At 47.6% G+C, this 24,290-nt stretch carries 22 protein-coding genes and 1 pseudogene; 2 read left to right on the forward strand and 21 right to left on the reverse strand.

Features of this window, described 5'->3' with window-relative positions; genetic code table 11:
- Window position 1: 1 nt before the first annotated feature.
- Genes nikB through SB752_RS03225 form a run of 4 tightly spaced genes read right to left on the reverse strand, consistent with a single transcriptional unit; the run spans window position 2 to window position 3,967 of the window.
- Complete coding sequence (nikB, locus tag SB752_RS03210) at window positions 2-922, reverse strand: nickel ABC transporter permease (RefSeq protein WP_410714303.1); 921 nt, start codon at window positions 920-922, stop codon at window positions 2-4.
- An 18-nt stretch (window positions 923-940) separates the two neighbouring features.
- A complete protein-coding gene (locus tag SB752_RS03215) occupies window positions 941-1,750 on the reverse strand; it encodes a carbon-nitrogen hydrolase family protein (RefSeq protein WP_410714304.1) in 810 nt (269 codons plus the stop codon).
- A gap of 14 nt (window positions 1,751-1,764) precedes the next feature.
- Window positions 1,765-3,297, reverse strand: coding sequence for a glutathione ABC transporter substrate-binding protein (locus SB752_RS03220; RefSeq protein ID WP_410714305.1), 1,533 nt, complete (start codon window positions 3,295-3,297; stop codon window positions 1,765-1,767).
- Window positions 3,298-3,331: 34 nt separating this feature from the next.
- A complete protein-coding gene (locus SB752_RS03225) occupies window positions 3,332-3,967 on the reverse strand; it encodes an RraA family protein (RefSeq protein WP_410714306.1) in 636 nt (211 codons plus the stop codon).
- A gap of 226 nt (window positions 3,968-4,193) precedes the next feature.
- Between SB752_RS03225 and SB752_RS03230 the strand changes: the two genes are divergently transcribed.
- Entirely contained in the window at window positions 4,194-6,146 is a 1,953-nt protein-coding gene (locus SB752_RS03230; protein WP_410714728.1) for a sigma 54-interacting transcriptional regulator, read from the forward strand.
- A 107-nt stretch (window positions 6,147-6,253) separates the two neighbouring features.
- On the opposite strand, the gene SB752_RS03235 is transcribed toward SB752_RS03230, so the two are convergent.
- The 5 genes and pseudogenes from SB752_RS03235 to SB752_RS03255 form a co-directional block, all read right to left on the reverse strand.
- The gene (locus tag SB752_RS03235) at window positions 6,254-7,924 is read right to left on the reverse strand and encodes a peptide ABC transporter substrate-binding protein (RefSeq protein WP_410714307.1); all 1,671 of its coding nucleotides are present in this window, start codon (window positions 7,922-7,924) and stop codon (window positions 6,254-6,256) included.
- 263 nt (window positions 7,925-8,187) lie between these two features.
- A pseudogene (locus tag SB752_RS03240) lies at window positions 8,188-8,337 on the reverse strand (hypothetical protein); the annotation flags it as partial.
- A 195-nt stretch (window positions 8,338-8,532) separates the two neighbouring features.
- Window positions 8,533-9,798: an MFS transporter gene (locus SB752_RS03245; protein ID WP_410714308.1), complete on the reverse strand. Its 1,266-nt coding sequence runs from the start codon at window positions 9,796-9,798 to the stop codon at window positions 8,533-8,535.
- A 57-nt stretch (window positions 9,799-9,855) separates the two neighbouring features.
- Complete coding sequence (locus SB752_RS03250; protein ID WP_410714309.1) at window positions 9,856-10,284, reverse strand: MarR family winged helix-turn-helix transcriptional regulator; 429 nt, start codon at window positions 10,282-10,284, stop codon at window positions 9,856-9,858.
- 140 nt (window positions 10,285-10,424) lie between these two features.
- Window positions 10,425-11,312, reverse strand: a complete 888-nt coding sequence (locus tag SB752_RS03255; RefSeq protein WP_410714310.1) for a DMT family transporter — start codon at window positions 11,310-11,312, stop codon at window positions 10,425-10,427.
- 162 nt (window positions 11,313-11,474) lie between these two features.
- Here SB752_RS03255 and SB752_RS03260 point away from each other — a divergent pair, with 162 nt between their 5' ends.
- Complete coding sequence (locus SB752_RS03260; protein ID WP_410714311.1) at window positions 11,475-12,374, forward strand: LysR family transcriptional regulator; 900 nt, start codon at window positions 11,475-11,477, stop codon at window positions 12,372-12,374.
- A gap of 215 nt (window positions 12,375-12,589) precedes the next feature.
- On the opposite strand, the gene SB752_RS03265 is transcribed toward SB752_RS03260, so the two are convergent.
- The 12 genes from SB752_RS03265 to SB752_RS03320 form a co-directional block, all read right to left on the reverse strand.
- Window positions 12,590-13,477 (reverse strand): alpha/beta fold hydrolase, encoded by an 888-nt coding sequence (locus SB752_RS03265; RefSeq protein ID WP_410714312.1) that lies wholly within the window; start codon window positions 13,475-13,477, stop codon window positions 12,590-12,592.
- A gap of 158 nt (window positions 13,478-13,635) precedes the next feature.
- On the reverse strand, window positions 13,636-14,070 hold the full coding sequence (locus SB752_RS03270) for a hypothetical protein (protein ID WP_410714313.1): 435 nt from the start codon (window positions 14,068-14,070) through the stop codon (window positions 13,636-13,638).
- Window positions 14,071-14,141: 71 nt separating this feature from the next.
- Window positions 14,142-15,116: a 5-oxoprolinase subunit C family protein gene (locus SB752_RS03275; protein ID WP_410714314.1), complete on the reverse strand. Its 975-nt coding sequence runs from the start codon at window positions 15,114-15,116 to the stop codon at window positions 14,142-14,144.
- Window positions 15,116-16,003 carry a 5-oxoprolinase subunit B family protein gene (locus SB752_RS03280; RefSeq protein WP_410714315.1) on the reverse strand — a complete coding sequence of 296 codons (888 nt, stop codon included), beginning with the start codon at window positions 16,001-16,003 and terminating at the stop codon, window positions 15,116-15,118. Before SB752_RS03280 ends, SB752_RS03275 begins: the two co-directional genes overlap by 1 nt.
- A gap of 15 nt (window positions 16,004-16,018) precedes the next feature.
- Entirely contained in the window at window positions 16,019-18,073 is a 2,055-nt protein-coding gene (locus SB752_RS03285; RefSeq protein ID WP_410714316.1) for a sigma 54-interacting transcriptional regulator, read from the reverse strand.
- A gap of 114 nt (window positions 18,074-18,187) precedes the next feature.
- Window positions 18,188-18,946, reverse strand: coding sequence for a LamB/YcsF family protein (locus tag SB752_RS03290; protein ID WP_410714317.1), 759 nt, complete (start codon window positions 18,944-18,946; stop codon window positions 18,188-18,190).
- A 16-nt stretch (window positions 18,947-18,962) separates the two neighbouring features.
- A complete protein-coding gene (locus tag SB752_RS03295) occupies window positions 18,963-20,303 on the reverse strand; it encodes an acetyl-CoA carboxylase biotin carboxylase subunit (RefSeq protein ID WP_410714318.1) in 1,341 nt (446 codons plus the stop codon).
- Between the two features lie 48 nt (window positions 20,304-20,351).
- Window positions 20,352-20,594: an acetyl-CoA carboxylase gene (locus tag SB752_RS03300; protein ID WP_410714319.1), complete on the reverse strand. Its 243-nt coding sequence runs from the start codon at window positions 20,592-20,594 to the stop codon at window positions 20,352-20,354.
- 19 nt (window positions 20,595-20,613) lie between these two features.
- Complete coding sequence (locus tag SB752_RS03305; protein WP_410714320.1) at window positions 20,614-21,582, reverse strand: 5-oxoprolinase subunit C family protein; 969 nt, start codon at window positions 21,580-21,582, stop codon at window positions 20,614-20,616.
- Complete coding sequence (locus tag SB752_RS03310) at window positions 21,575-22,459, reverse strand: 5-oxoprolinase subunit B family protein (protein ID WP_103106281.1); 885 nt, start codon at window positions 22,457-22,459, stop codon at window positions 21,575-21,577. The genes SB752_RS03305 and SB752_RS03310 overlap by 8 nt, the downstream gene beginning before the upstream one ends.
- A gap of 54 nt (window positions 22,460-22,513) precedes the next feature.
- On the reverse strand, window positions 22,514-23,122 hold the full coding sequence (locus tag SB752_RS03315) for a nucleotidyltransferase family protein (RefSeq protein WP_410714321.1): 609 nt from the start codon (window positions 23,120-23,122) through the stop codon (window positions 22,514-22,516).
- 27 nt (window positions 23,123-23,149) lie between these two features.
- Window positions 23,150-24,289 carry an XdhC family protein gene (locus SB752_RS03320; protein ID WP_410714322.1) on the reverse strand — a complete coding sequence of 380 codons (1,140 nt, stop codon included), beginning with the start codon at window positions 24,287-24,289 and terminating at the stop codon, window positions 23,150-23,152.
- Window position 24,290: the final 1 nt, after the last annotated feature.

The following is a 24,290-nucleotide window of genomic DNA, read 5'->3' on the forward strand; positions in this document are numbered from 1 at the left end:
ATCAGTCGTAGCGAATCCTCGGATCGACGGAGCCGTAGCATAAATCAACAACGAGATTTACGATGACGAATAAAGCAGCGACAAAGAGAATGCTGCCTTGAATCGCAGGATAGTCCCGAAACTGGATGGACTGGATGATATACCGACCGAGTCCATTCATGGAAAAAACGGTTTCGGTCAAAACCGCCCCTCCCAACAGATGGCCGAACTCCAATCCAATGATGGTAATAATCGGGATTAACGCATTTTTTAACGTGTGCTTGTAGATGACCAGCTTTTCTCTGACCCCTTTTGCACGGGCAGTGCGAATAAAATCCTGGTTGATTACCTCTAAAATACTCGAGCGCGTCAAACGTGCGAGCACCGCCGAGGATGATAGTCCCAGTGCCAGAGCCGGTAAAATGTAATGCTTGAACTGCGTGCTGCCCCCTGAGGGAAGCCATTGCAAATAGTAGGAAAACACGAGGATCAGCATGATTCCCGACCAAAAAACAGGCATCGAGATGCCAAATAAAGAAACCATCATCGCAGTGTTGTCCTGGACACTATTTGGTTTCGTCGCAGAAATGACACCGGCAAAAAGTCCGATGATCACCATGATGACCACTGACAACAAAGTCAGCATGATCGTATTCGGAAAGCGCGACAGGATTTCTTCTGCAACCGGTCGGTCAGAACGCAGGGAGGTGCCCAGGTCTCCCTGGAGCAACCCCCATACGTAGCTGCCATACTGCTCATACAAAGGACGATCAAGCCCCAATCGCTCGGTGACAATCTTTATCTCTTCTGCAGTCGCATCGACCCCTGCGATGAGATGTGCTGGATTGCCCGGAACAGAATGGATGATGATAAAGCATAGCAGAGACACACCAATCAGGGTCGGGATCATTTGCAGCAAGCGTTTTACGATATAACTGAGCAAAGGAATTCCTCCTTCTCGTTATGCGTACATCTCTGGCATACGGTGCAGATGCGATGGGAGCTTTGCCCGCACTTCCTTCACACGCTCCAGATCAATCCGACAAGGAATCAACCCTTCCGTCTCCGTGCCTTGGGCGAGAACCACCCCCATCGGGTCCACAACCAGACTTTGCCCAATGTAGTAATCATTGACCTGATTGCACGCGACCACATAAGCCGTATTTTCCAATGCGCGAACAGAAACAAGATTTTCCCAATGTCTTTCCTTTACAGGTCCCTTCACCCAACCAGATGGAACGACCAGGAGATCCGCTCCGTGCAAAGCCTGATAGCGGGCAATTTCGGGAAAACGCAATTCATAGCAGACAAGCAATCCAATTTTGCCAAAAGGAGTTTCAACTGGTGTGAACAACGAAACGCCGGGTTTAATGTTCTGCGATTCCTTTGCTCCAAACGCATCATACAAATGAGTCTTCCGGTACGTACTCACGATCGTCCCTGCCGAATCAACCAGAACGACCGAATTATAGACTCTGTCATCCTGTGTATCCTCCGTTCTCTCCCGCATTCCAAAAATGACCCATACCCCATATTGCCGAGCCAACTCGCACATGCCACTGACAAACGGACCTTGTATCGTCTCCGCATCGTTTAGCTTTACCTCCCGCGGCGTACCCACGAGAAAATAACTCATATACGCTTCTGGGAACACGACCAGATCCGCCCCATGAATGGTTGTCGCCTCCCTAAGCGCTTTTTCTGCTTTTTGCAGGTTCACTTGCTTGTCATCGGTCGAGCCTAGCTGTGCCATCACCACTTGAAAAGACATCCCTGTCACTCCTGTCATTTTTTAATTACCTTGCGCAGATCCCAAATGTAAGTAGGTTGAAGCTCGACTCCCTCGACGTTTTTCCGCACGCCGACATAGCCTACGTCTTCGTGTAGGGAAATCCACGGCGCTTCCTCCTTGATCAGCTTCAATGCCTCGGCATACGATTTTTGACGATCTTCCGGCTTGATCTGGGCTGCGCCTGCTTTGATCAGCTTGTCTGCTTCCGGGTTTGTATAATGGGAGTAATTGGTTGCATTCGCTGACAACAGTCCGTCACTCAGGACGGAATCAGCGTCACCTGTATTGGCAGAAGCCCCACGAACAAACAGATCATAGCTGTTCGGGTCCTTTAACGCTTCCAAATAAGCGCCCAGTTCAAGAATTTTCAACTCAACATCCAGTCCAGCCTTTTGTAAATTATTTTGGACAAACTCGGCAGCCGGTCTGTCTTGAATCACGTTGGCAGCGAGGATCAGCCTCAGCTTGGTACCCTCTTTTACCCCTGCTTCTTTTAGCAGCTGCTTGGCTTTTTCGAGGTCATACGGATACGCGCCTACATCACTATAGCCAAAGGTTTGGGCGGCTACAGCAGCTGTCGCCATTTTCACTCGTCCTTCATACAGCTTGTTCACGAGCGTTTCGCGATCAATCGCGTAGTTTAGCGCTTGGCGAACCTTGATTTGGTCGAGCGGTGCTTTTGTCGTATTGATTCCGACGTACAAGACCCTGTTCGTCGCTCTGGAGATTACTTGCAGGTCATCCTTGCTCTTCAGCTGATCAATCTCCGAAGCTGGTACTTTCTCGATTACATCTGCCTCGCCTGTTTCCAGCATGATGACGCGCGCAGCGTTTTCCGGGACTGGTTTAAAGGTGACTGACTTCACACCTGGCTTGCCATCCCAGTATTGTGGATTCGCTTCCAATACCAACGAATCTCCTGGCGTCCATTGCTTGAAGATAAAAGGACCGGTCCCTACCGGATTTTTGGCGATCCCTTGCTCGTTTTCCTGAATCGATTTGGGGCTAAGAATTCCGCTCGCCGTGACAGCCAAGTTGTTTAAGAAAGGTCCTTGTGGTGTATTGAGATGGAATACCACCTCTGTATCGTTATTTGTGGTAATATGATCAATAAATTGCCCAACAAGAGCGCGGCGGCTCAGCTTCTTTTCTTTGTTTGCGACCCGTTCAAAGCTGATTTTTACCGCATCTGCATTAAACGGAGTGCCGTCGTGGAACGTAACGCCTTGCCTGAGCTTGAAGGTCCATGTTTTCCCGTCATCCGAAACGGTCCAGCTTTCTGCCAGACGTGGTACGATTTCCATCTTTTCATTAAAAGCAACGAGCGTATCCAGGACCTGGTAATTGATCAAGCTTGAGATCGTATCCGTAGCGTTTTGCGGGTCCAAGCTCACGGGATCTCCCGTTAGAGCTACCACCAAGTCTTTTGCTTCTATTTCACCTGAAGAGGCTGACTCATTTGAGCCGCAAGCAGCAAGTAACAATGACAATGAAAGCAATAATAGTGCTAGTCGATTCCTGCGCACAGAACAAAACCCCCTTTTTCTACATGCCTGCTTTTTACGATTGCCTGGCTCGAGACAAGAACAATTGATCGTAGCCACGTTCTTCTCGCATTTGCTTTTCCTTTTGCTGTTTTTCCAGTGCTTTTATCGCGAAATCTTTAGCTTTGGCTGCATTAACCACAAATACACCGTCATCATCAGCAACTACCAAATCTCCCGGATTAATGCCGACACCGCTAATACTGACCGTCGTATTGACTTCTCCCTCCAGGTTGAGCGCTCTTGTAGTCAGCGGACTAATTCCCCGGGAGAAGACTGGAAAGCCCAGCTCCATAATCGGTCGAACATCTGTCACGCATCCGGAAACGATCGCCCCGGCTACCTTTTTTGTCATAGCAGCATACGTCATGAATTCTCCCCAGCAAGCACGCTGCTCGTCACCGGACATATCAACCACAATCACGTCACCTGGCTCTACCAATTCAAGCGCGTGGCGAATCGCTGTAGCATCAATGTGCGGAATGCGTACCGTCACGGCATTGCCAACAAAGTGAATGGGTCGAAACAAAGGCTGCAATCCTGTCAGAAAACCAAAATCCGTAAGATGACCAATCGTGGATGGACTCACTGTTTCATATAAATCGAGCAGCTCTTGGGTAACTCCCGCAACCCTTGCTTTAATCGTAAACAAGATTAGCACTCCCCTTTCTCATTTGAACTGGATAACTTTGCACGAACCATACCAATTATCAGAATGTTCATTTTACAGTGTTTCTACTCGTTATGTTTGGACAAGCTATCCCGAAAACGGAACAAACGTACCAAAAGAGGAACTACACAGCTTATCGAGAATGTATAGTAAGTAGAGTGGTTTACTTGTGTATGTCAAATTCCCTAGTCAGGAGAGTGCAGTCTTGATGACGAATATTTCGATACTGGGGCAAGGAGATTTCATTCAGTTAGCGACACGAATCACAACCAAGCTAACGAGCAAAATGAACGTGAACATTCAAGTTTTTGAATCACATCCCGAGGATGCTGACAATTTGCTCCATACCCTATTGCCTCGCGTCGAGAAAACGGAGACGGATATCATCATTACAGGACGCTTCACCAAAGGCCTGCTGGAAAAAAAGACCGATATTCCTGTGATTCATTTGCATTTGACCCCATCCGACATTCTCTCAGCTGTGAAAATGTCAATGCCCTACTCCAACCGTATCGCCATCGCGATATTTGACCTGGCAGATCTTCGCTACGACTACTCTGCACTGCAAGATTTGCTGAATATTAAGCTGGAGTACATCACCTATCGCACCCCGGAAGAGCTGCAGGTGAAAATTGAGGAGTATTCCAAAACGAAAGGCGCAGTAATCGGAACCGGATTTGCCGTTACCTTTGCCAAACAAAACGGACTGCACGGAACTCTCATTTATTCCGAAAAAAGTATTCTCGAATCGATCGAGCGTGCGATTGAAATCATCCATTATAAAAGAGAAGAAGAAAAAAAGAATCAAGAGTTTAAAGCCATTATTCATTCTGTCCGGGACGGGATCATCGCCACAAATGGACAAGACAAAATCACCATCGTCAATGATGCGGCACGCAAGCTCCTGGAGCTGCCCGCGGAAAGCCTGTTTGGAAAGGAATTGTCTCAAGCGGTATCCGACGTGGCCTCTCGCCAGCTTGCAGATCAGGACGACTTTCAAGATAAAATCATCTCGTTCGAGCATTCGCGACTAAATACGAACAAAACGATCCTGTATCAAAAGGGGCGAAAGATCGGCAACGTATTTACCTTTCAAGACATTACCGACATCCAAAAAATCGAGCAAAAATACCGATTGGAAAATGAAGCCAAAGGACAAATCGCGAAAACCACGTTTGAGGACATCATTTGTGAGAATGCAGATATGAAACGGACGATTGAACGTGCTAAAAAATTTGCTCTGACTGACTCGACGGTACTGATTATCGGGGAAACCGGAACAGGCAAAGAATTAATAGCCCAAAGCATTCACAATCACAGCAAGCGAAAATCACATCCATTTGTCGCGATCAATTGTGCCGCTCTCCCTGAGACACTGCTGGAAAGTCAGCTATTCGGGTACGAGGATGGAGCATTTACGGGCGCCTCCAAGCATGGGAAAAAAGGGTTGTTTGAGGTTGCCCACAATGGCACTGTCTTTCTGGATGAAATCAATTCGATTTCGCTTCATTTTCAAGTGCGCTTGCTTCGGGTTTTGCAAGAAAAGGAGGTCGTGCGTCTCGGTGGCAACAAGGTGATCCCGATTAACATTCGTGTTCTGGCAGCGGCGAACGAGGATTTGATTCATCTGGTGAAAAACAACACCTTTCGTGCAGACCTGTATTATCGCCTGAATGTACTAAAGGTGAACGTCCCTCCCCTGCGCAATCGCTTGGAGGATATACCGCTTCTCACCAAGCTTTTTCTTAAAAATCAAAGTAAGGATTTGTTTCGCCAGATCGAGCCTTATGCCTTGACCCTGTACAGCGAATTAAAAAAATACCATTATCCTGGCAATATTCGCGAGCTGTACAACATCTTGGAACGCTTTGCTATCTTGATCGACCCTGCTGACGAACAACAGCTGCTAAGTACCGAGTTAATCAAACAAATTGTTTTGGAGTGCATGGAGGATCGCTCCAAGGAATGGATGCACATGGAGGATAAGATTGAGATGGGAATCAAGGAAAGCTATCGGGAGAGTATGCTGGAAGCTGAAAAAGCCATTATCAAAAAATATTTGGAATCATTTCGCGGAGACAAATCACTGCTTGCCTCCAAGATGGGGATGGGCAGAACCACCTTTTATCGCAAGCTGAAGGACTTGGATATTACGCTGTAAGACCTATTTCGCAAAAAGGCTGCTGTTTTTTCTTTCTCGCTCGCTCCAGGATGTAAAGTGAAGACAAGAGCTTCCTATTAACACAGCTCTTGTCTTCATATATCTTCCTATTTTTTTCTGACCTCTGCCCACTTGTAGTCTGTCGTTCCAACAGGGTGACGAACGATGCCTTTTACATTTGGTTGATCCATGAATATTTTTGTAGCGAAGTAGATCGGCACGAGCGGCATGTCATCCATAAATATTTTCTCCGCGTCATGCATCAATTTGAAACGCGCCGTCTCATCTCCTGTGTTGCGGATTTTTTCTATCAGTGTGTCGTACTCTTTATTGCTGTAGTTGATCCGGTTTCCTGGGTGATCGGTTACATATAGCTCCAGGTAGTTGATCGGGTCGCCATAGTCTGCGGGAATCGTCGATCGGGAGAACTGCAAATTACGAGCGCGCTGGTCAGACAGGAACACTTTCCATTCTTTGTTTTCCAGTTTTACATCTACACCGAGGTTTTTCTTGTACATTTCTTGTAGTACCTGTGCGATCGACTTATGTCCATCACTCGTATTGTAGGTCATGGTTACCGGTGGCAGAGTAGTCCATCCCTCCTCTTCCATGCCTTTTTTCAACAGTGCTTTTGCTTGTTCGATGTCGTTGTCCTTTAGGTACTCCCCGCCCTCTTCGCGGAAATCACCGCCTACAGGCTCAGGGAAACCGTATGGTACGTGGGCCAAAGCCGGAGTTTGTTTGCCTTGTACGACGTTGTCGATCAACGATTGGCGATCGATGGCGAGCGCAAAAGCCTTGCGGATGTTCACGTTGTTAAATGGAGGCATCTTTGTGTTCATACGATAGTAATAGATCGATGCGTCTGATTCGACTTTGGCTTCGCCAGAGTCAATCAACTGCTTTTTCATGTCATTCGGGACGCTTGACACCTTATCTAGCTGACCTGTTTTATACATTTGGTACTGGGTATTTTCATCATTGACCATGACCCAGTTAATTCCCGCTAACTTCACGGAATCCTTGTCCCAATAGTCATCATTCTTGACGATTTTGATAGACTGGTCATGCACCCAATCTTCCATTTTGAATGGTCCGTTGGTTACAAGACTCGAAGCATTTTCAGCCCATTTCGGATTACTCTCGACGACCTTCTTATTTACTGGGAAGAAAGTCGGCTGGGTGAGGATGTGCGTGAAGAAGCCTGCCGGTGCGTTGAGTTTCACTTCCAGTGTCTTGTCATCTAGTGCTTTCACCAAAACTGCGTCTGCGTTCCCTTTGCCAGTGTTGTACTCTTCTGCACCCGCAATGTAGTATGCGAGGAAAGCGGATGGGAATGCATTGTTCGGATCGAGGATGCGCTTCAAAGCGAATTCAAAATCCTGTGCAGTAACCGGATTTCCATTGGACCATTTGCTGTCACGCAGAGTGAACGTGTAGGTTTTTCCATCCTCGCTCACGGTCCATTTTTCTGCCATCGCAGGTTGTGGCTTGTGATCCTTGTCCAGACGTGCCAAACCTTCCATGGTGGCATTCAACACTTCATTGGATGTGGTGTCAAATCCTTTTGGCGGATCGAGAGAAGGTGGTTCCGTCTTCAAATTGAGTCTTAGCATCGCGGTCATGTCAGCTTGTCCACCGTCATCTTGCGGCACCTGTCCCTTAGTAGTCTCTGTGCCTGGCTGTGTCGGAGCTACCGTTTGGCTACAGCCTGTCACAGCAAGAACCGCTGCCAGAGCTGCTGAGATAAGCAGCTTCCATCCTTTTCGCAACTTCATGAATGATTGACCCCCTTTTTCTTTGTGAAGGAATGGTTATACTGTCCAATAACGGTTATTTCCCCTAACTATTTCGAGTATGTGGCCGAGATGTGAGCTCTCTGCCTCCTTTCGATTGAAAATATTTTGAATATTTTAACTTTTACACACAAGCAAGTAGCATGCCAATAGAGTTAATATTTAGATAAACTTGAATTTTACGACTGTTATCATAGGAAATCAGGCGACTCACTTCTCTTGCGGCTCACTAATAGGCTGACCTGTTAATAGTGAAAGGTTATTCGATTCTTGCAATAGGTTTGTCGTTCCGCTTTTCCCACGCACGCAGGCATTTGCTCAACCGTTGCCATTTTCCCCGGTCCGATCACATGATCATTCCGTTTTTCCTGCTGCAGCATGAGCCACATCGCTTCGACATGCTCCTCAAAACAAAAAAGCTATTCTCACGGTAGATAGACTAACGAAAGGATAGCGTTTTAGGATGAATTCCTGGTCTTTCAAACGATCTTCATTTTTTCACAGGGAACGCCTCGTGAAAAAAACAGCCACTCCCCCTGTTCTCAAGGGAGCTGTTTTTTTCTGCTGACAACTTATCGTTATTTGCTTATTCATGCCACAGTCAAAGTCGTATTCTCCTTGGCAATGCGCATCGCCATGAGCGCAGCGAGCAAGCATACCAGTCCGGCAATAATAAACGGGGTCGAGTAGCTTCCCAGCCAATCACGCATAACCCCTGCGCCGTACGCCGCTACCGAAGCTCCTACTTGGTGAGCGACCACGATCCAACCGAAAATCATGCCCGAGTTCTCTTTCCCGAATTCTTGTGCAGCCAATTTCACAGTAGGTGGGACGGTTGCAATCCAATCGAGACCATAGAAGATCGAGAAGATGAGCAGCATCGTAGGACCTGCATCGAGAGCATATGGTAAAAACATCAGGGACAGGCCGCGCAGTCCATAGTAAATAAAGAGCAGCTTACGATTATCGTAACGATCTGAGAGCCAGCCAGATAAAGTAGTACCGACCAAATCGAACAATCCCATCAAGGCTAACAACCCTGCAGCAGTCACCTCAGGAATTCCAAAATCTCCACATGCTGGGATCAAGTGCGTTCCAATAAGCCCATTCGTCGAAAAACCACAGAAGAAGAAAGTGCCTGCAAGCAGCCAGAACGTTTTGTTTTTCAATGCGGACAGCAAAGCTTTGATCGGTGCTAGAAAAATATTCCCTGTAAACGGCACCGGCGGAGCAACTTTATCAGTACCGTATGGAGCGAGTCCAACATCGTGCGGATGGTTACGAAACCAGATCGCAACAACGATCATCACGATCACCAGTGCTGCAACAGAGGTAAAAATCGCATAGCGCCAACCGAAATCCACCGTAATTTTTGCAAGCAATGGCAAAAACAGCAGCTGTCCCGTAGCGGCACTGGCTGTAAGCAAGCCAATCACCAAACCTCGGCGATGGACAAACCATTGATTGCTTACCGTGACGCCCAGCACATTGGCCATCATGCCAGTAGCCAGCCCTGAGACCAAGCCCCAAAGGATTTCAAATTGCCAGAGAGAAGTCATGAGTGGCGTAATCGCCAAGCTGACAGCCAATACGGCAAGGGAAATCACAACCACCCTGCGTATCCCGAATTTTTGCAATAAAGCTGCCGCAAAAGGTCCTGTCAAGCCATATAAGAATATTCCGACAGAAATGACACCAGAAATGCTTCCTCGACTCCAGCCAAATTCATTTGAAAAAGGCAGCATGAGGATACTAGGCATCGACCTGACACCAGCGGATACAAGCAAGGTGAGGAAAGTGAGAAAGACAACGATCCAACCATAGTAAATACCTGGGGCTTTTTCCCGCAACTGCATGAAACGACTCCTCCATCTCCTTTGTTGTGTGTACATACAACTATATAAATAAAAAAATTACTCGTTCTCTAGTTTCTCACTCATTAATTCCATTTGTGCTGCTAATAAATCCGTAGGCTCCGCCCCAAGAATGCTTTGATAGCGTCTGCACAAATTCCTCGACGCAGCACGGATCGTCTCCTCAAGCTCCAGCCCTTTTTCTGTCGGATAAAGAAATACATGCTTTCCTTGTACCTGTCTTTCTACCAGCTGCTTGCTCTGCAATTTATCAACAAATCGCGTCAATGTCGAAGGTGAAATATATAATTTTTCTGCTAGCTCCTTGTGAGGGATGCCCGGATTTCCGATTACAAGACGAATAAGAAACCCGTACATCGGGGTTAGCCCTGTCATCGCAAATTCTTCTTCTGCCATCTTCGTGATCGCCCGGCTTAACCTGTTTGTCGTAAAAAACAGGCAGTTATGCAAGAAGCTTTCGTCAGCCATAAATCCTCAACTCCGAATCATTGTATGTACAACAAATATAAAAGACCTCCCTTTTGTTGTCAACTAGATTATTTTCAATCGTTTCCACCTCCCCTCCTGCTGTTTTACAGCCCATGTCCATGCACCATGCAGCTGGTCTTTTATCTTGTGAGCAGCCTGCTCGTCGCTTGCGGAGCCACGCTTTTTTGCTCCCAATTGACCAGAAAAATGCCGACACAAATGAGTACTCCGCCTGCGATTACGTACCATTGCACCTGCTCTCCCAGTAGCCACCAGCTGCTGAGAACTCCAAAAAATGGTACGAGGAACAAAAAGGCACTCGTTTTTGTCGCGTCCCCTTTTTTCAATAAATAGAACCAGAGTGAAAACTGTAAGATAGAACAAACAACTACGAGCATGAGCAGAATAAAGAGTGATGCTTGATTGATGATGAAAACAGGCTCCTCCGTGAACATGCTCAGGAGCAAAATGATCAGCCCGCCAGCAAGCATTTGATAAGCAGTGAGCACCATCGTATCAAAAGCTCCTCCCCACTTTTTAATGAGCAGGGTCGCTACCGCAAAGCTAACAGCTGCAGCAAAAGCAAGCCAGGTGCCAGGTTGCAAATTCAGATGGAAGCCAAAGGTAAAAACGACACCGATAAAGCCAATGGCCACTCCTACCCATTGATACGCGCGGTATATCTTGCCAAGCACGAAAGTCCCCAGTATGATCACAATCAATGGATTGACAAAGGTAATAATGGCGGACTCGCTCGACGTGATCCAATGCAGGCTATAAAAGCCACAGCCCATAACCCCTGCTGATTGAAAGAGCCCAATGGTACCAACCTGGAGCCACTGTTTGCTGCCTCGAGGCTTTGGTCTCTTGTACACGATCACTGCAAGAATTCCGCCTGCTAATAAGTAACGGATAGCGACAAGTAAGAATGGTGGCGCATAGTCCAGCCCCATTTTCCCAATTGGAAACGCAATCCCCATCATAAAGGTCGTGAGAAGGATTAAACCGTAGTAACTCCATTTATTCATTGCTGCTCTCCTCCACTTTGCTTGAGATGTTTTTTATTGTAAAGGAGGATTGTTATCATGCATAATGATTAGTAAAGATACTTGCTATCTGTTTTTCTGATAGCAGATGATTATCTTTGGTTCAAAATTTCGATGGAGTAAACGAATCAGGGGGGATTCTTTGTGGAGAGTTCCGATTTGCGGGTATTTCAAATGGTGGCAAGAGAGGGCTCGATTACAAAAGCAGCCGCTCGTTTAGGTTATGTTCAATCTAATGTTACAGCAAAAATACAACAACTGGAGGCTGAGCTCGGTACGGTGCTTTTTCATCGCCATAATCGGGGAATGACGCTGTCCTCCAGTGGGAAAATGCTTCTCGACTACGCAAACAAAATCGTCGGTTTGCTAGACGAAGCTACTCGTGCCCTCTCTTCATCCAGTGAACCAAGCGGGCCGCTCGCGATTGGCTCGACACAGACGGCGGCTGCGGTACGGCTCCCTAAGCTGCTTGCCTCCTATTATGCGCAGTACCCCAATGTCCGTCTTTCTTTGGCAACGGGACATACCCAGTTTTTAATGGATCAGGTGCTTCACTATGAACTCGACGGTGCCTTCATCGGCTGTGAATGCAATCATCCCGAGCTCTCGTCTGTTCCAGCCTTTGAAGAAGAGCTGGTCATCGCTTCCGCTGCATCCGTAATTGACATCGAGGAGGCTTCCCAAAAGCCGATTCTCGTTTTTACTCAGGGCTGCTCTTATCGTGCTGTATTGGAGCAGTGGATGAAAATGATGGGACTCGATCAGCCGGTTATTATGGAGCTGGGGACTTTGGAGGCCATTATTGGAGGAGTAGTCGCTGGTCTTGGAATTTCCTTGTTGCCTAGAAAGGTAATTAACAAGCATGAAGAGGAAGGCATGATCGCCACGCATCAAATTCCTGAATCAATGCGGCTTATTAAAACGGAGTTCATCACACGAAAAGATACTTATGTGACGAGTGCGCTTCAGGCATTTATCGATCAATTGCCGAAGCTCGATGCTGTTTCTACCGTCATAGGTAATGAAGAAGCCTTGCGCTCTTAATAGCGGCAAGGCTTTTTCGATGAGAAATCTGGAATATTGGACCATGCTTTCGTTGATCAAATAAAGAAACTGCTCACGGGTGAACCCTACGAAGGAAGCTACTCCCCTTTTTACCCATTTACTGGCACATCCTTTGACATATTAAGGGTTTGCATTGATGTTCCGCACGTTTCATTAAGTTTACATAATATTTATTATGTGCACTATCCCTCTCGTCAGTCCCGCGCCGCCTCGTAAAACTTCTGCGCCAACATCGCTGGTCTCGTAAGCGTGTCAGTAAAGTGGTCCCCATCGCCGACGATCAACCGGAACTGACCCAGCCGACTGGACATATGCGGATGCCAGCCATAGCCTTCTCCTTGTGGCAACGTGTTGTCTTGGTAGAAATAGATATAGCTTTTGGGCGTAGACAGGGCGTAGAACGTTTTAAGATCCAGCTTCTCGAAAAGGGGCTTAGCCGGTTCCGGTGCGACGCTTGCATACATGTGATTGGCTTCCTCAAAAGTGGCGGTGTTGACGAATGCATCTCGAAACAAGGGAAACGGAAGCATGATCGTATCGTCTGTCGAGCTGGCTCTGAGCTGTTCAAAGCCTTGCCTCATTTCGGGTGGAAACTCGTCAGCAACCGATTCGCCGTCTTTGAGTACAAAAGCGTCCCAGAAGACTAGGCGCCTGATGCGATCTGGCACTTGTTCTGCAACCTTTTGGATGACTGACCCGCCGAAGCTGTGCCCGACGAGAACAAAGTCACGCAGGTTCTGTTTCGTTATAAAATTAACGACCGACCTCGTAATCATTGCATGCGTAACATCTTTATTTGGATCGTTGCCGTGACCTGCGTATTCCGGTGTATAGACGACATGACCTTGACTACGCAGTACCGCTGCTACACCGTCCCAGAAGTGCGCGTCCGCCCAAGATCCATGCACAAGCACGAAGGTAAGCTGCTCTTGCGCGAGTGATTGGTATCTTTCATCTGAACTGAGAGCACTCTTGGTCCAGGGCAACCATCCTTCTGAATAAGGGGAGGAATAATGCCTAATTGGCAAATATCTATACACGGGATTGGTAAATGGGTAAAATTCTTGGCGATAAGGAAACATGTGAAAGACATCCTCTCAAACATATATGGTCAGCTTATGCCCATTTCATTTGAGAGGTTCTCACGCTCGATCCATCGGAAAAGCCGCCCTGCCCCCAACCACCAATATGGTTAAGCTCACCAAATCTTTCAATCGTTAAAAAGATCGTCATGTAAAAGCTACCGAATCATTCTCTTTTTCACGAAGTAAAAAGCAACTAATACGAACAGCGCAACGAAAACGTACAGCGAAAGGTCTGACCAGCCATACCTATCACCCGCATATACACCCTCATAAGCTGCCTTGATATACCGCCCCTCATTTTCTTTCACAGCGATGGCATCCTTTATATCAAGCCCAATAATTTCGTAATATTCAGTTCCTTTTGGGTATCGGTTTGAAAAATTCCCTGAGTAAGTCCCTTCCTGATCCGAATAGGTAGTAACCTTACCGATTCTTGAACCAATTTGTTTTGGATCTACATGCTCTTCTGAGATCACATAGATGCTTCCATCATTGACAACAAACATATACGCCCAGTTCGCATTGACCGTACCAATAAATAAAGTGCATGCAAGAAAGAGAGCTGAAAGTACACCTATCCTCATTCTCATTTAATCCCCCCTTAGAATATTCGACGCCCCTTTTATATACATTGATTCGCTCGACTGATGCGATGCTGTGTTTACTTCAACAGGCTCTGCAGTGTTAAAACTTTCTTTTTCTTGCTCCTCCGTGCCTCGATAGCTTGTTCCATCGTAACAGCAATAAAACGTGTTTTCGTCAGTGGCCTTGATTGCGAGACGAGGTCCAAGTCTGCACTGATCGTCGTTCCGAGTGTGACAAATCCCCCGCCCGTCGTTGCATCACGTAAGAGTAGAATCAGCTCTTTTTCATTCGGGACCATAATTGCCCCAATCGGATAAACAATGTCAACCGTATTGGACTGATTATTGCCGGCACCGAATGGCGGATCGATCGGCTTGAACGACGCGGATGCACCCGAATAACGGTACGCGATATTGTTGGATTCCAGTCCCACCTGCCACTCAGAATTTAAAAAGGCCCTGACACCTTCATCGCTTAAACGATAGCTGGAAATGCCCATGACCATGCGAATATCAACAGACGAAGAGAACTTGGGCAAATACTCCTCTGGTATTCGCATGCCTACATGATGAAAAACACCTGGCAGCGGTTCTCCGATCATAATCTCATCTCCCGCCAAAAGCTTCCGGCCTTGAAAGCCTCCCAGCTGGCTCAGCGTGTAGGTAGAACGAGAGCCGAGTACATGTGGCACCTGTATGCCGCCAGAGACACAAAGGTACGATTTTACTCCTTTTTGTACAGAACGAAGCGTTAAAATATCGCCTTCCTGTACACAAATGGTCTCCCACATAGGCACAGCCATACCATTCACACTCACGTCCAGCGGCGCACCAGTTATCGCAATCACTGTTTTTTTCCGAACCTCGATTTTAGGACCGAGCAGTGTAATTTCCAGAGCCGCGTAATCGGCGGGATTTCCTAGTAAAATATTTCCCAGAACGTAGGAGTACCGGTCAGCAGCACCCGAAGGAGGAACCCCCAAATGATAGTAGTCCCTGCGACCCATGTCTTGGACCAATGTTTGTAGTCCACCGTCCAGGATGTACAGCATTAAAATCCCTCCATCAAGCACGTCAAGTACTCTTTCTTGTTTGCAAAGTATACTTCCGTGGAGAAATCGACATTTTTGATGCGGTAACGATACTCTCCTTCCTTTACCTGACGTACGATCTCGTTGTATTCCGACTCGTCGACTGGACGGTGCTTCCATATGTCTCCAGGTCTTGCCAAAAAGAAAGTATCTCGCAGATCATATAGTCTTTGCGACTGGTCAAAAATGGGCACAGCACACATCCCAATTAATTGATAGCTGCCAGGAGCATGCAGTGGATAGATCACGGTAAAAGCACCACCAAGCCCAACTGCCCGACTTGGTGTATCCGTTCGCGGACTACTGTATTTAGGTGTTTGGATGATTTGATATTTCTCAAGACCTAATGGATACTCCCACGCTGTACCTGGAATAAACCCCATCATGGTGATCAAATAAGGACTGGACGAATGCGCCTCGATGAATTCCTCTTTGGTCGAAAAGCCATTCAGCATCCTGACCAGCTCAAAATCACTCATGGCGTTATGCGAAATATTGCGCTCGGAAAATCGCCTGCTATACTCCTGTGTAAGCGGATCATCGTACCAGATCGGAATTTCTACGATTCGCACCTGCATGTTCAGCTCAGAGGGATTGCTTTTCGTGATGTCAATTTCTTTCAAGTACTCAAGTAAATCAACAGGAGAAATGACTTCCGGATCAAAGCGAATAATGTACGAAGAATTCGATGGACAAATGTCATGCACGCCTGGAATGTTCCGTTTACGTAGTTCATTTGTAACCGCCAGCGCTTTGAAATTACTTTCCTCGCTCATATCCCGGGAGATTTCCGCGTAAATATATTCGTCGCCGCCAAAGTCGAAGCGGGTTTCTGGCAAGGTAAACATGCGGTTTGCTCCTCTCTATTGAAGTCGTCGTTGCATGCGTCTGCTTACCGTTGCGGGACTGACTCCTAAAATTTTGGCGACTCTAGCAGCTGTGCCGTATTTTTTTAGCGCCAGGGAGATTAATTGGTTTTCCACTTCCTCCACAGCTTCTTTCAACGGCATGATATCGAGCACGACTGCTTTATTTTCCCGAACGATCGGCTCTTCCTTGAACAAATTCGGAATGACATCCTTTGTACCGATGCTATCTGCTCGTGTCTTTACTACGAGCCGCTCAATGACATTTTGCAGCTCGCGTACATTGCCTGGCCACGAATATCCCTCCAGCATATGTAATGCGTCCCGATTGATGCTCTTTTCCAAGCCGTACATCCTGTTGAACTCCTTTAAAAAATGAATGGCGAGCGGTATGATGTCTGCGATACGCTTGCGCAGAGGTGGGATTTCAATCGGAACTACGTACAGTCGGTAATAAAGATCTTCCCGAAATTTCTGATTTTTTACAAGCTCTTTCATATTTTGGTTCGTCGCCACGATGATTCTGACATCAACCGGAAACGTACGTGTCCCGCCCACTCTCATAATCTCTTTTTCTTGCAGGACGCGAAGCAGTTTCACCTGCATGTTATAAGGCAGCTCCGTGACCTCATCAAGAAAAATGCTTCCTTTGTGCGCCATTTCAAACATGCCCGGCTTGCCTTTTTGGTCCGCCCCCGTAAAAGCCCCTTTTTCGTAGCCGAACAGCTCGCTTTCTATCAGGCTTTCCGGGAGCGCTCCACAGTTTACGCGGATGAAAGGCTCGTTTTTTCTCTGGCTGAATTCGTGGATGGCCTGCGCAAAAACTTCTTTTCCTACTCCTGATTCCCCCACCAGTAAAACCGTCGAATCTACTTTGGCGATATGCTTCAGCTCATCCACCAAGCTCTCCATGATTTGCGACCGATAGACGAGCTTCTTGTGATTTACTTGCTTCGTCGTCAGCTCAGAGGCATCTGATGCAGGCGTCACTTCCAAATCCGAACGCAGCATATGAATACCTGTAATATCACGCGACAGGATGACGACCTTTTCCAGCTTGTCTCCATGAAAGACTGGTGTTGCGACGGACCATACCATTCTGCCACTCTTTGACTCTTGTATCAGGGACAGCTTTTTCTTTTGCGTCATACATAAATCAGCGATGTTCGGATAAAAAATGCCTGCCTTTTCCAGCTGATACACATCGCTTTCGATCAGCTGCTCCGGATGCTCCACCTGCCAAAATTCCTGCAGGAAAGTGCCTGCGATCCTGACGATTTTTCCAGCGTGATTCACAACCACGATCTGCTCGTTCTCCGAAGAATAGATTGCCTGCAAATCATCCGTTATATTTCGCACGAATTCCAGCTCGTTCACGGCTTCTCCCAATCGCTCGCGACGAGAAAAAATATGTACAATTCCAATAATTTTGCCATGCTCGTATAAAGGAGAGAAATTGCCACTCGTCCGTTTAAAATTAATCGAGCTTTCCACACTCAATAATTGCTTTCCAGACAGAACCTCATCCAGGTCTTTGTCGATGGTGAGTAGTGTCTTGTAATTTCGGTACAGGAGCACGCTTTTGGGCAAACCGAGGATTTGCTCAGCCGTTTCATTCATAAAGGAAACTTCAAAATGTGAGTCCGTCGTAATGATTCCGATTCCTGAGCTGTTAAAAATATGGTTCAACTGTTCTAGCTTGTACTGTCCCAGCCGATCCCGCGCATCCCGCGCACTGGTGTAGCCCGCGATATTTCCAGACTGGTCAACACCTAGTACTACGGAAATGTTGTGATAGAAAGTGATCGGGCTATCGACCGGAACCTTCACGATATCTTTTTGGAATTCGACCTGCTCTTGGAGATTGCCTGACGCCTGTATTTGCTTTAATAGAGAGCTGCGATCGATGTAACCCACAATTCCTTGCTGCTCATTTCCTATCAGCAGTCTCATCAATTTGCTTTCCTGCATGAAATCGAGAGCTTCCTGCAATGTACTGTCGATCGGTAAATGGATTGAAACCGGTTGCAAGATGTCGTTCCATACCAGCAAGCTATCCCCTCCGAAAGCAAGAATTTTTAGAAAACTCATCCCTCTCTAGCATACCAATCTTTTCATATGTTTGGGAGTGTTATTGCGAAAAAGAAGCTGACCGCAAAAATGCGATCAGCTTGCTTGAATCGGTGCTACCGTTATTTCTGCGGCGCGCAGAGCTTCGTAAATATGCTTGATAAGGATAGGGGCTCCCGGCGTGTCGCCGTGAATACAAACGGTCTCGGCATGAACACTTGCTTCTTCTCCATCGGGGGTCACTACGATCCCTTCTTTCACCATCCTCACTACACGTGCAGCCATCATCTCATAATTTTCAATCGTAGGTCCAGTCCTCGTAAGGACAATCGAGCCATTCTTTGTATGCTCCCTGTCCGCGTATACCTCTCGCGCAATCGGGATACCCATTTGCTTACCCACTTCTTCCATTGCAGAATTCTGCAAGGCGAACACGATCATTCTATTTGATACCCGGCCCAACGCTTCCAATATGGCTCGGGCTAGCTTTTCATCATCCATAGCCATCATGTACAAGGCACCATGCGGTTTGCAATGTTGAAGCTCCATGTGATAGTAGGAAGCGAACTCTCGCAAAGCTCCTACCTGGTACATGATATAATCTCGAATTTCATCTGGCGTACAGGACATATATCGCCTTCCGAAGCCGATCGAATCGGGAAAGCCCGGGTGAGCGCCGATCGCGACATCGTACTCCTTTGCCATTTGAACGGTTTTGTGCATCACATGGGGGTCCCCCGCATGATAGCCACACGCAATGTTCGCAGAGGAAATATATTTGATCATTTCCTCATCATTGCCCATTTGGTACAAGCCAAAGCTCTCCCCCATGTCACAATTCAAATCGACCTTCATGTTATCCCCCCTGGTGTTATCCTTTTAAAAGCGTCTCTACAAATTTTGTATTGTAGGTGCCCGCCTGAAAAGCTGGATCATCCATGATGGATGCTAATAAGGGCAGATTGTTTTTTATCCCGCCAACGATACATTGCTGCAATGCTTGCTTCATTTTTTCAATCGCTTCCGCTCTGCTTCTTCCATGCGTAATAATCTTGCCAATCATTGGGTCGTAAAACGGAGTCACCTGATCTCCTTCTGTCACGGCAAATTCCAGACGAGCTTCTTCGGGTACTAGCAAAATGTCGATCTTGCCTGGTGAAGGCATAAACGTCCGAGCATCCTCTGCATATACCCGACACTCGATGGCATGGCCTGACGGATTGGACGGAATAGCCCCTCGATCAATAGGGAGATTTGCTGCAATGTTTAGCTGCCACTCTACCAAATCGATGCCACTGATTTCTTCTGTGACAGGATGTTCGACCTGAATTCGGGTGTTCATTTCCAAAAAGTAATACTGGCCTTGTTCATCTACAATAAATTCCATGGTGCCGACATTCGTATATCCGATACTTTCTGCCCCTTTTACCGCTGCGACACACAATGCTTCTCGTGCAACGGGATCAAAAAACGGTGATGGTGCTTCCTCGATGATTTTTTGGTTACGCCGCTGGATCGAGCACTCCCGCTCCCATAGGTGCACGACGTTTCCATGAACATCTCCCGCAATTTGTACCTCAATATGACGTGGAGATGAAATATACTTTTCCAAAAAGAGGGTATCATCGCCAAAGTAAGATCCGGCTCGCTGCGCTGTGCTGTCAAACGCTTTTTCCAGGTCATGGTCGCTGTGTACGATCTGCATCCCGATGCCACCGCCACCAGCACTTGCTTTGAGCATGACCGGATACCCGATTTCATTTGCCACCTGCTTGGCCTCGTCGATGGAACGAAGTGCCCCATCTACACCTGGAACGATCTGGATGCCTGCTGCTTTCATCTGTTGGCGCGCAGCAATTTTATCACCCATCAGCCGGATGACAGACGACGTGGGACCGATGAATGTAATACCCTCTTCTGCGCAGCGTTCCGCAAAGGTACCATTCTCAGCCAAAAAGCCGTATCCCGGATGAATCGCATCTGCCCCCGTTTGTTTGGCAGCTTGAATGATTGCCTCCAGATCGAGATAGCTTTTTTTCACAGGCGCAGGACCAATAAGAACTGCCTCATCGGCTTCCTTCACAAACAGGCTAGCTGCATCAGCCTCCGAATAAACAGCGACAGTAGAAATAGACAAACGCTTGCACGTCCGAATAATACGGCGGGCAATTTCACCTCTGTTGGCAATCAGCACTTTTTTGAAATGACTCATGAAGTCCTCCATTTATCCAAGCTGTTTTCAAGGACAGTATGTGGTCGTCTATTTCAGGACGACAAGCTCCTGGTCGACATCGACTATGGTTTCGTTCTCAACCGAAAAACGGTCAATCACGCCATCTTCCTCGACCTTTACCTCGTAAAAGTTTTTCATGACTTCAATCAAGCCGACGATATCTCCAGACTTGACCCTGTCACCTTCCTGTACGTAGTCCTGCTGATCCGGGCTTGGCTTGCGGTAGAAAATGCCGGGAAGCGGCGAAAGAATTACTTTTTTCTCACTCATATCGGTTCCTCCTGTTTTCTCATAATGAGGCAGCAATTCGCGAAAGCTTTGCCTGCGTTTCTCGTCTCGCTTGCAGCGCTTCCTCCAAAGAAACCGCCACAAAACGGACTTTATCATTTGTTTTCATTTGACCCATCCGATTCAAATCCGTGCTGATGACAGTAGCAATCGTCGCATATCCCCCGCCTGTGACTGCGTCATGTAGCAGAACAATTGGCTCGACGCCATCTGGTACCTGAATCGAACCGATGGGGTACCCGAGATCGGTTACGTTGGACGGATTGCTGCCTGCTCCAAATGGCTGCTCACGTTCGACGAATTGCAGTCGCTCGCCGCGATGCCGATAACCGATGCGATTGGCTTCAGGTGTTACCGTCCATTCGGTAAGTAGGAACGTTTCTTTGCTCTCATCTGTCAAGCGATAGCTGCAAAGACCGACAATCACCCTGATTTCATGAGATTTGCTGAAAACGGGAATGTCCGCATCCGAAATTTTGCTGCCGACTGGCACATCCTTTTCCTTCATGTCTGCTATATGCACGACGTCCCCCGCTGCCAACGGTCTTCCCTGGAAGCCGCCGATACCAATCAGTGTATAGGTCGAGCGAGAATTCATGATGACAGGTACGTCAATGCCGCCTTCTACAGCCAAGTAAACCCTCGCCCCTGACTTGACGAAATCAAAGGACAGCACATCCCCAGCTTTAACCTCCAGCGTTTCCCACATCGGTACGGCTTGCCCGTTGATTTTTGGGGGAAGGTAGCCACCTGTCAGACTGATCCGTGTATCCGAACCGAATTCCAGCTCGGGTCCGAGATACGTGATCTCCAGCGCAGCAGCATGCGGTGCATTGCCCACCAACAGATTGGCTACTGTGTATGAATACTGATCCATCGCTCCTGAGGGAGGCATACCGATTTCGTAAAAGCCGATTCTGCCCCTGTCCTGCACAGTTGTTTGCAGACCTGCTTTGATGACTTTAATCATGGTATAACCTCCTCATGACGTTCTCCGAAAATGACTCCAGATCGGCAAGGACTTCTTTTGGGGTAAAGGTGAAGTCTTTCTTTTGATACGTAAACGTACCATTCTCGACCTGCTTACGAATGTCGTCATACTCATCACGGTTAATGCTGCGGTAGCGGAATATATCGCCCTGCTGCGGAAACACCATCGAATCTTTAAAATCAGGTAATGTCTGCTCTTTTTGATAAATAGGCGCTGGGGCAATCCCGTAGAGCTGGTATCCGCCCGCACCTTGTACCGGATAAATAACGGAAAAGGCACCGCCGAAACCAAAAGCCCGCTCTGGCGTGAAGGTCCTCGGGCGAACGTATTTTGGGACCTCGATCTGCTTTTCACGCTGAACCATTTGAAAGCACCAGGGCAGACCCGGAACAAATCCGATCATGGATACGAGAAACGGTGCGCTGGTGATCGCTGCGATGAAATCCTCTGTATTGTCATATCCGTTAATACGTGCAGAATATTGTAGGTCAGTTGCTTCAGGATCTTGATGTCTGTCGCGAAAACGCATTAAGGCCTCATGTGTCCACGGATCTTCAAACAGAACAGGAACATCGACCAGCCGCGAGGAAATCGTCACGTCAAACGGGTCCGTCGTCCTTTCAATTTCCTTTAATTCGTCCATCAAAGCGGCTGGATCGACTATATCAGGATTAAAGCGGATCATGTAAGAAGCATTGGACGGACAAATATCCAATATTCCGTCAATCTGTCTCTCCTTCACTTTTCGCGTAATCGCCATGCCGGTAAAATTGGATTCCAGGCTCATCTCTTCAGAAAGCTGAACAAAAATAAATTCGTCGCCGCCGTATTCGTATAAGGTTTTCATCGTACTCATGATCCGTCACCTCCATAGCTTTGTGTCTCCAAAGAATGCATACTCATCAAAGGCTCATGATATGTGCAATGCTTGTTCAAAATCTTCTGGCGTATCGATGTCCACATGAATGCCCGGATCATCAACAGGTAAAAAGAGGCGCTGCTCCATCGCAGCCAGCACCGATCTTGCCCCCTGATCCCCCTCTACGCAATCAAATTGGCCTTGATACATGTTGCCAAAAAAAACGGGGTGACCGGGCTTCTCCAGGTACATGGGCTGAATGGCAAAAGGCATTTGAAGCTCGCGCAAGCTCTCTTGCCCCCGCTCCCAAAGTCGATGCACAGTTTCGCGTTTGATAAACGGCTGATCCCCGAGAAATACCGTGACAGATCGATGGTTCGGCAACGCTTGCTCGATGCCCAACCGAAACGAGGTGCTTTGCCCTGATTGGTAATGAGGATTAACCACCCATCGAAAACGCGGATCGGCAACATGTATGCTCTGCTGGATACGATTTTCTTCATGACCGATGACTGCAATGACCCGCGAAAAGTCGATGGCAAGCGCCAGTCTGATCACCTGCTCCAGCATCGAGCAGCCGTGCAGTGTAAGGAGCTGTTTCGCCGTGCCCATTCTGGACGCAGTACCCGCAGCCAATATGACCGCACACCCCTTATGCATAAAAAGCCCCCTCACTTTCTCTTCGCGCTATCCAGCAATGACAGTATTTTGATGGATTTGTGCTTTGTCGCGGAGCAATCCTCCCTCATGTCCTGTCCGTTTCGCGATGATTTCAGCCAGAATGCTCACGGCGATCTCCTCTGCATTGTCTGCACCAATATCCAGCCCGATCGGATTACAAAGTCGTGCCAGCTGACACGCTGTAAAGATCGAACCCGCTTTTTCCAGCGCCTCCATGATTCGCTCGCGACGAGATCTCGGTCCTAAGAGCCCAACATACGCTGCCTCAGATGGCAAAGCGAACTTTAGTGCTTCCTGATCTCTCTCCATGTGATGATTCATGATCACCACATAAGACCGCTTCCCGATGGCAAGCTGCTCCGCATACTTTTCTGAATCGATGAGTAAGCGAGTTGCGAGGGGGAATCGCTCCACCGTATTGTAGCCTGGTCGAGTATCTACGACAGTTGTATGCAATCCGAGCGATGCACTGAGTCTGGCAACCGGCATGGCATCGTTTCCTGCACCGAAAATAAGGACAGTAGGAAGCGGAACGACGACATCAAGAAACAGGCTCAGTGAGGTCCCGTCATCGAGAACGACAGATTGGCTGGACGATCGGGGATTTTGTTTATGGAGAAGCTCCTTCGCCCATTTTTCCACGTAGCGGTTTATCCCTGTACCGCCCAGATTCCCTGTCACATTCCCTTTCTCCGTGACAACCAGCCGTTTACTCGCTGATTCGCAAGCAGTATCGTTTATTCCGATTACCGTACATAAAGCTGCAGCTTCCCCTTTTTGAATCGCTTCAGACCAGACAGAAAATGCAGGGTGCAGCTTTTCATGTCCAGCTATCGGCTCGATAAAAATGTCTACGGTTCCTGGGCACCCCAAGCCAAGACCCCAAACCAGATCCTCATCCAGCTCGTAGCGCTTCAGGATTGCTTTGTTGTCCCGAATGACACGTTGTGCGACCTCAGCGACATCAGCTTCCAGACAGCCTCCGGATAATAATCCAATGTAGTGACCTGTGTCATCAATAAACATTTTTGCGCCTTCGCGACGATATGCTGATCCTTTTACCTTTACGACGGTAGCCAAAGCTCCTTTTTTCCCTGCCTGTATCGCTTCATTCAGTGTGTGCAGGACTGCCTCATTCTCCCGCATA

The organism is Brevibacillus sp. SIMBA_040 (assembly GCF_046535075.1).
GTDB lineage: Bacteria > Bacillota > Bacilli > Brevibacillales > Brevibacillaceae > Brevibacillus.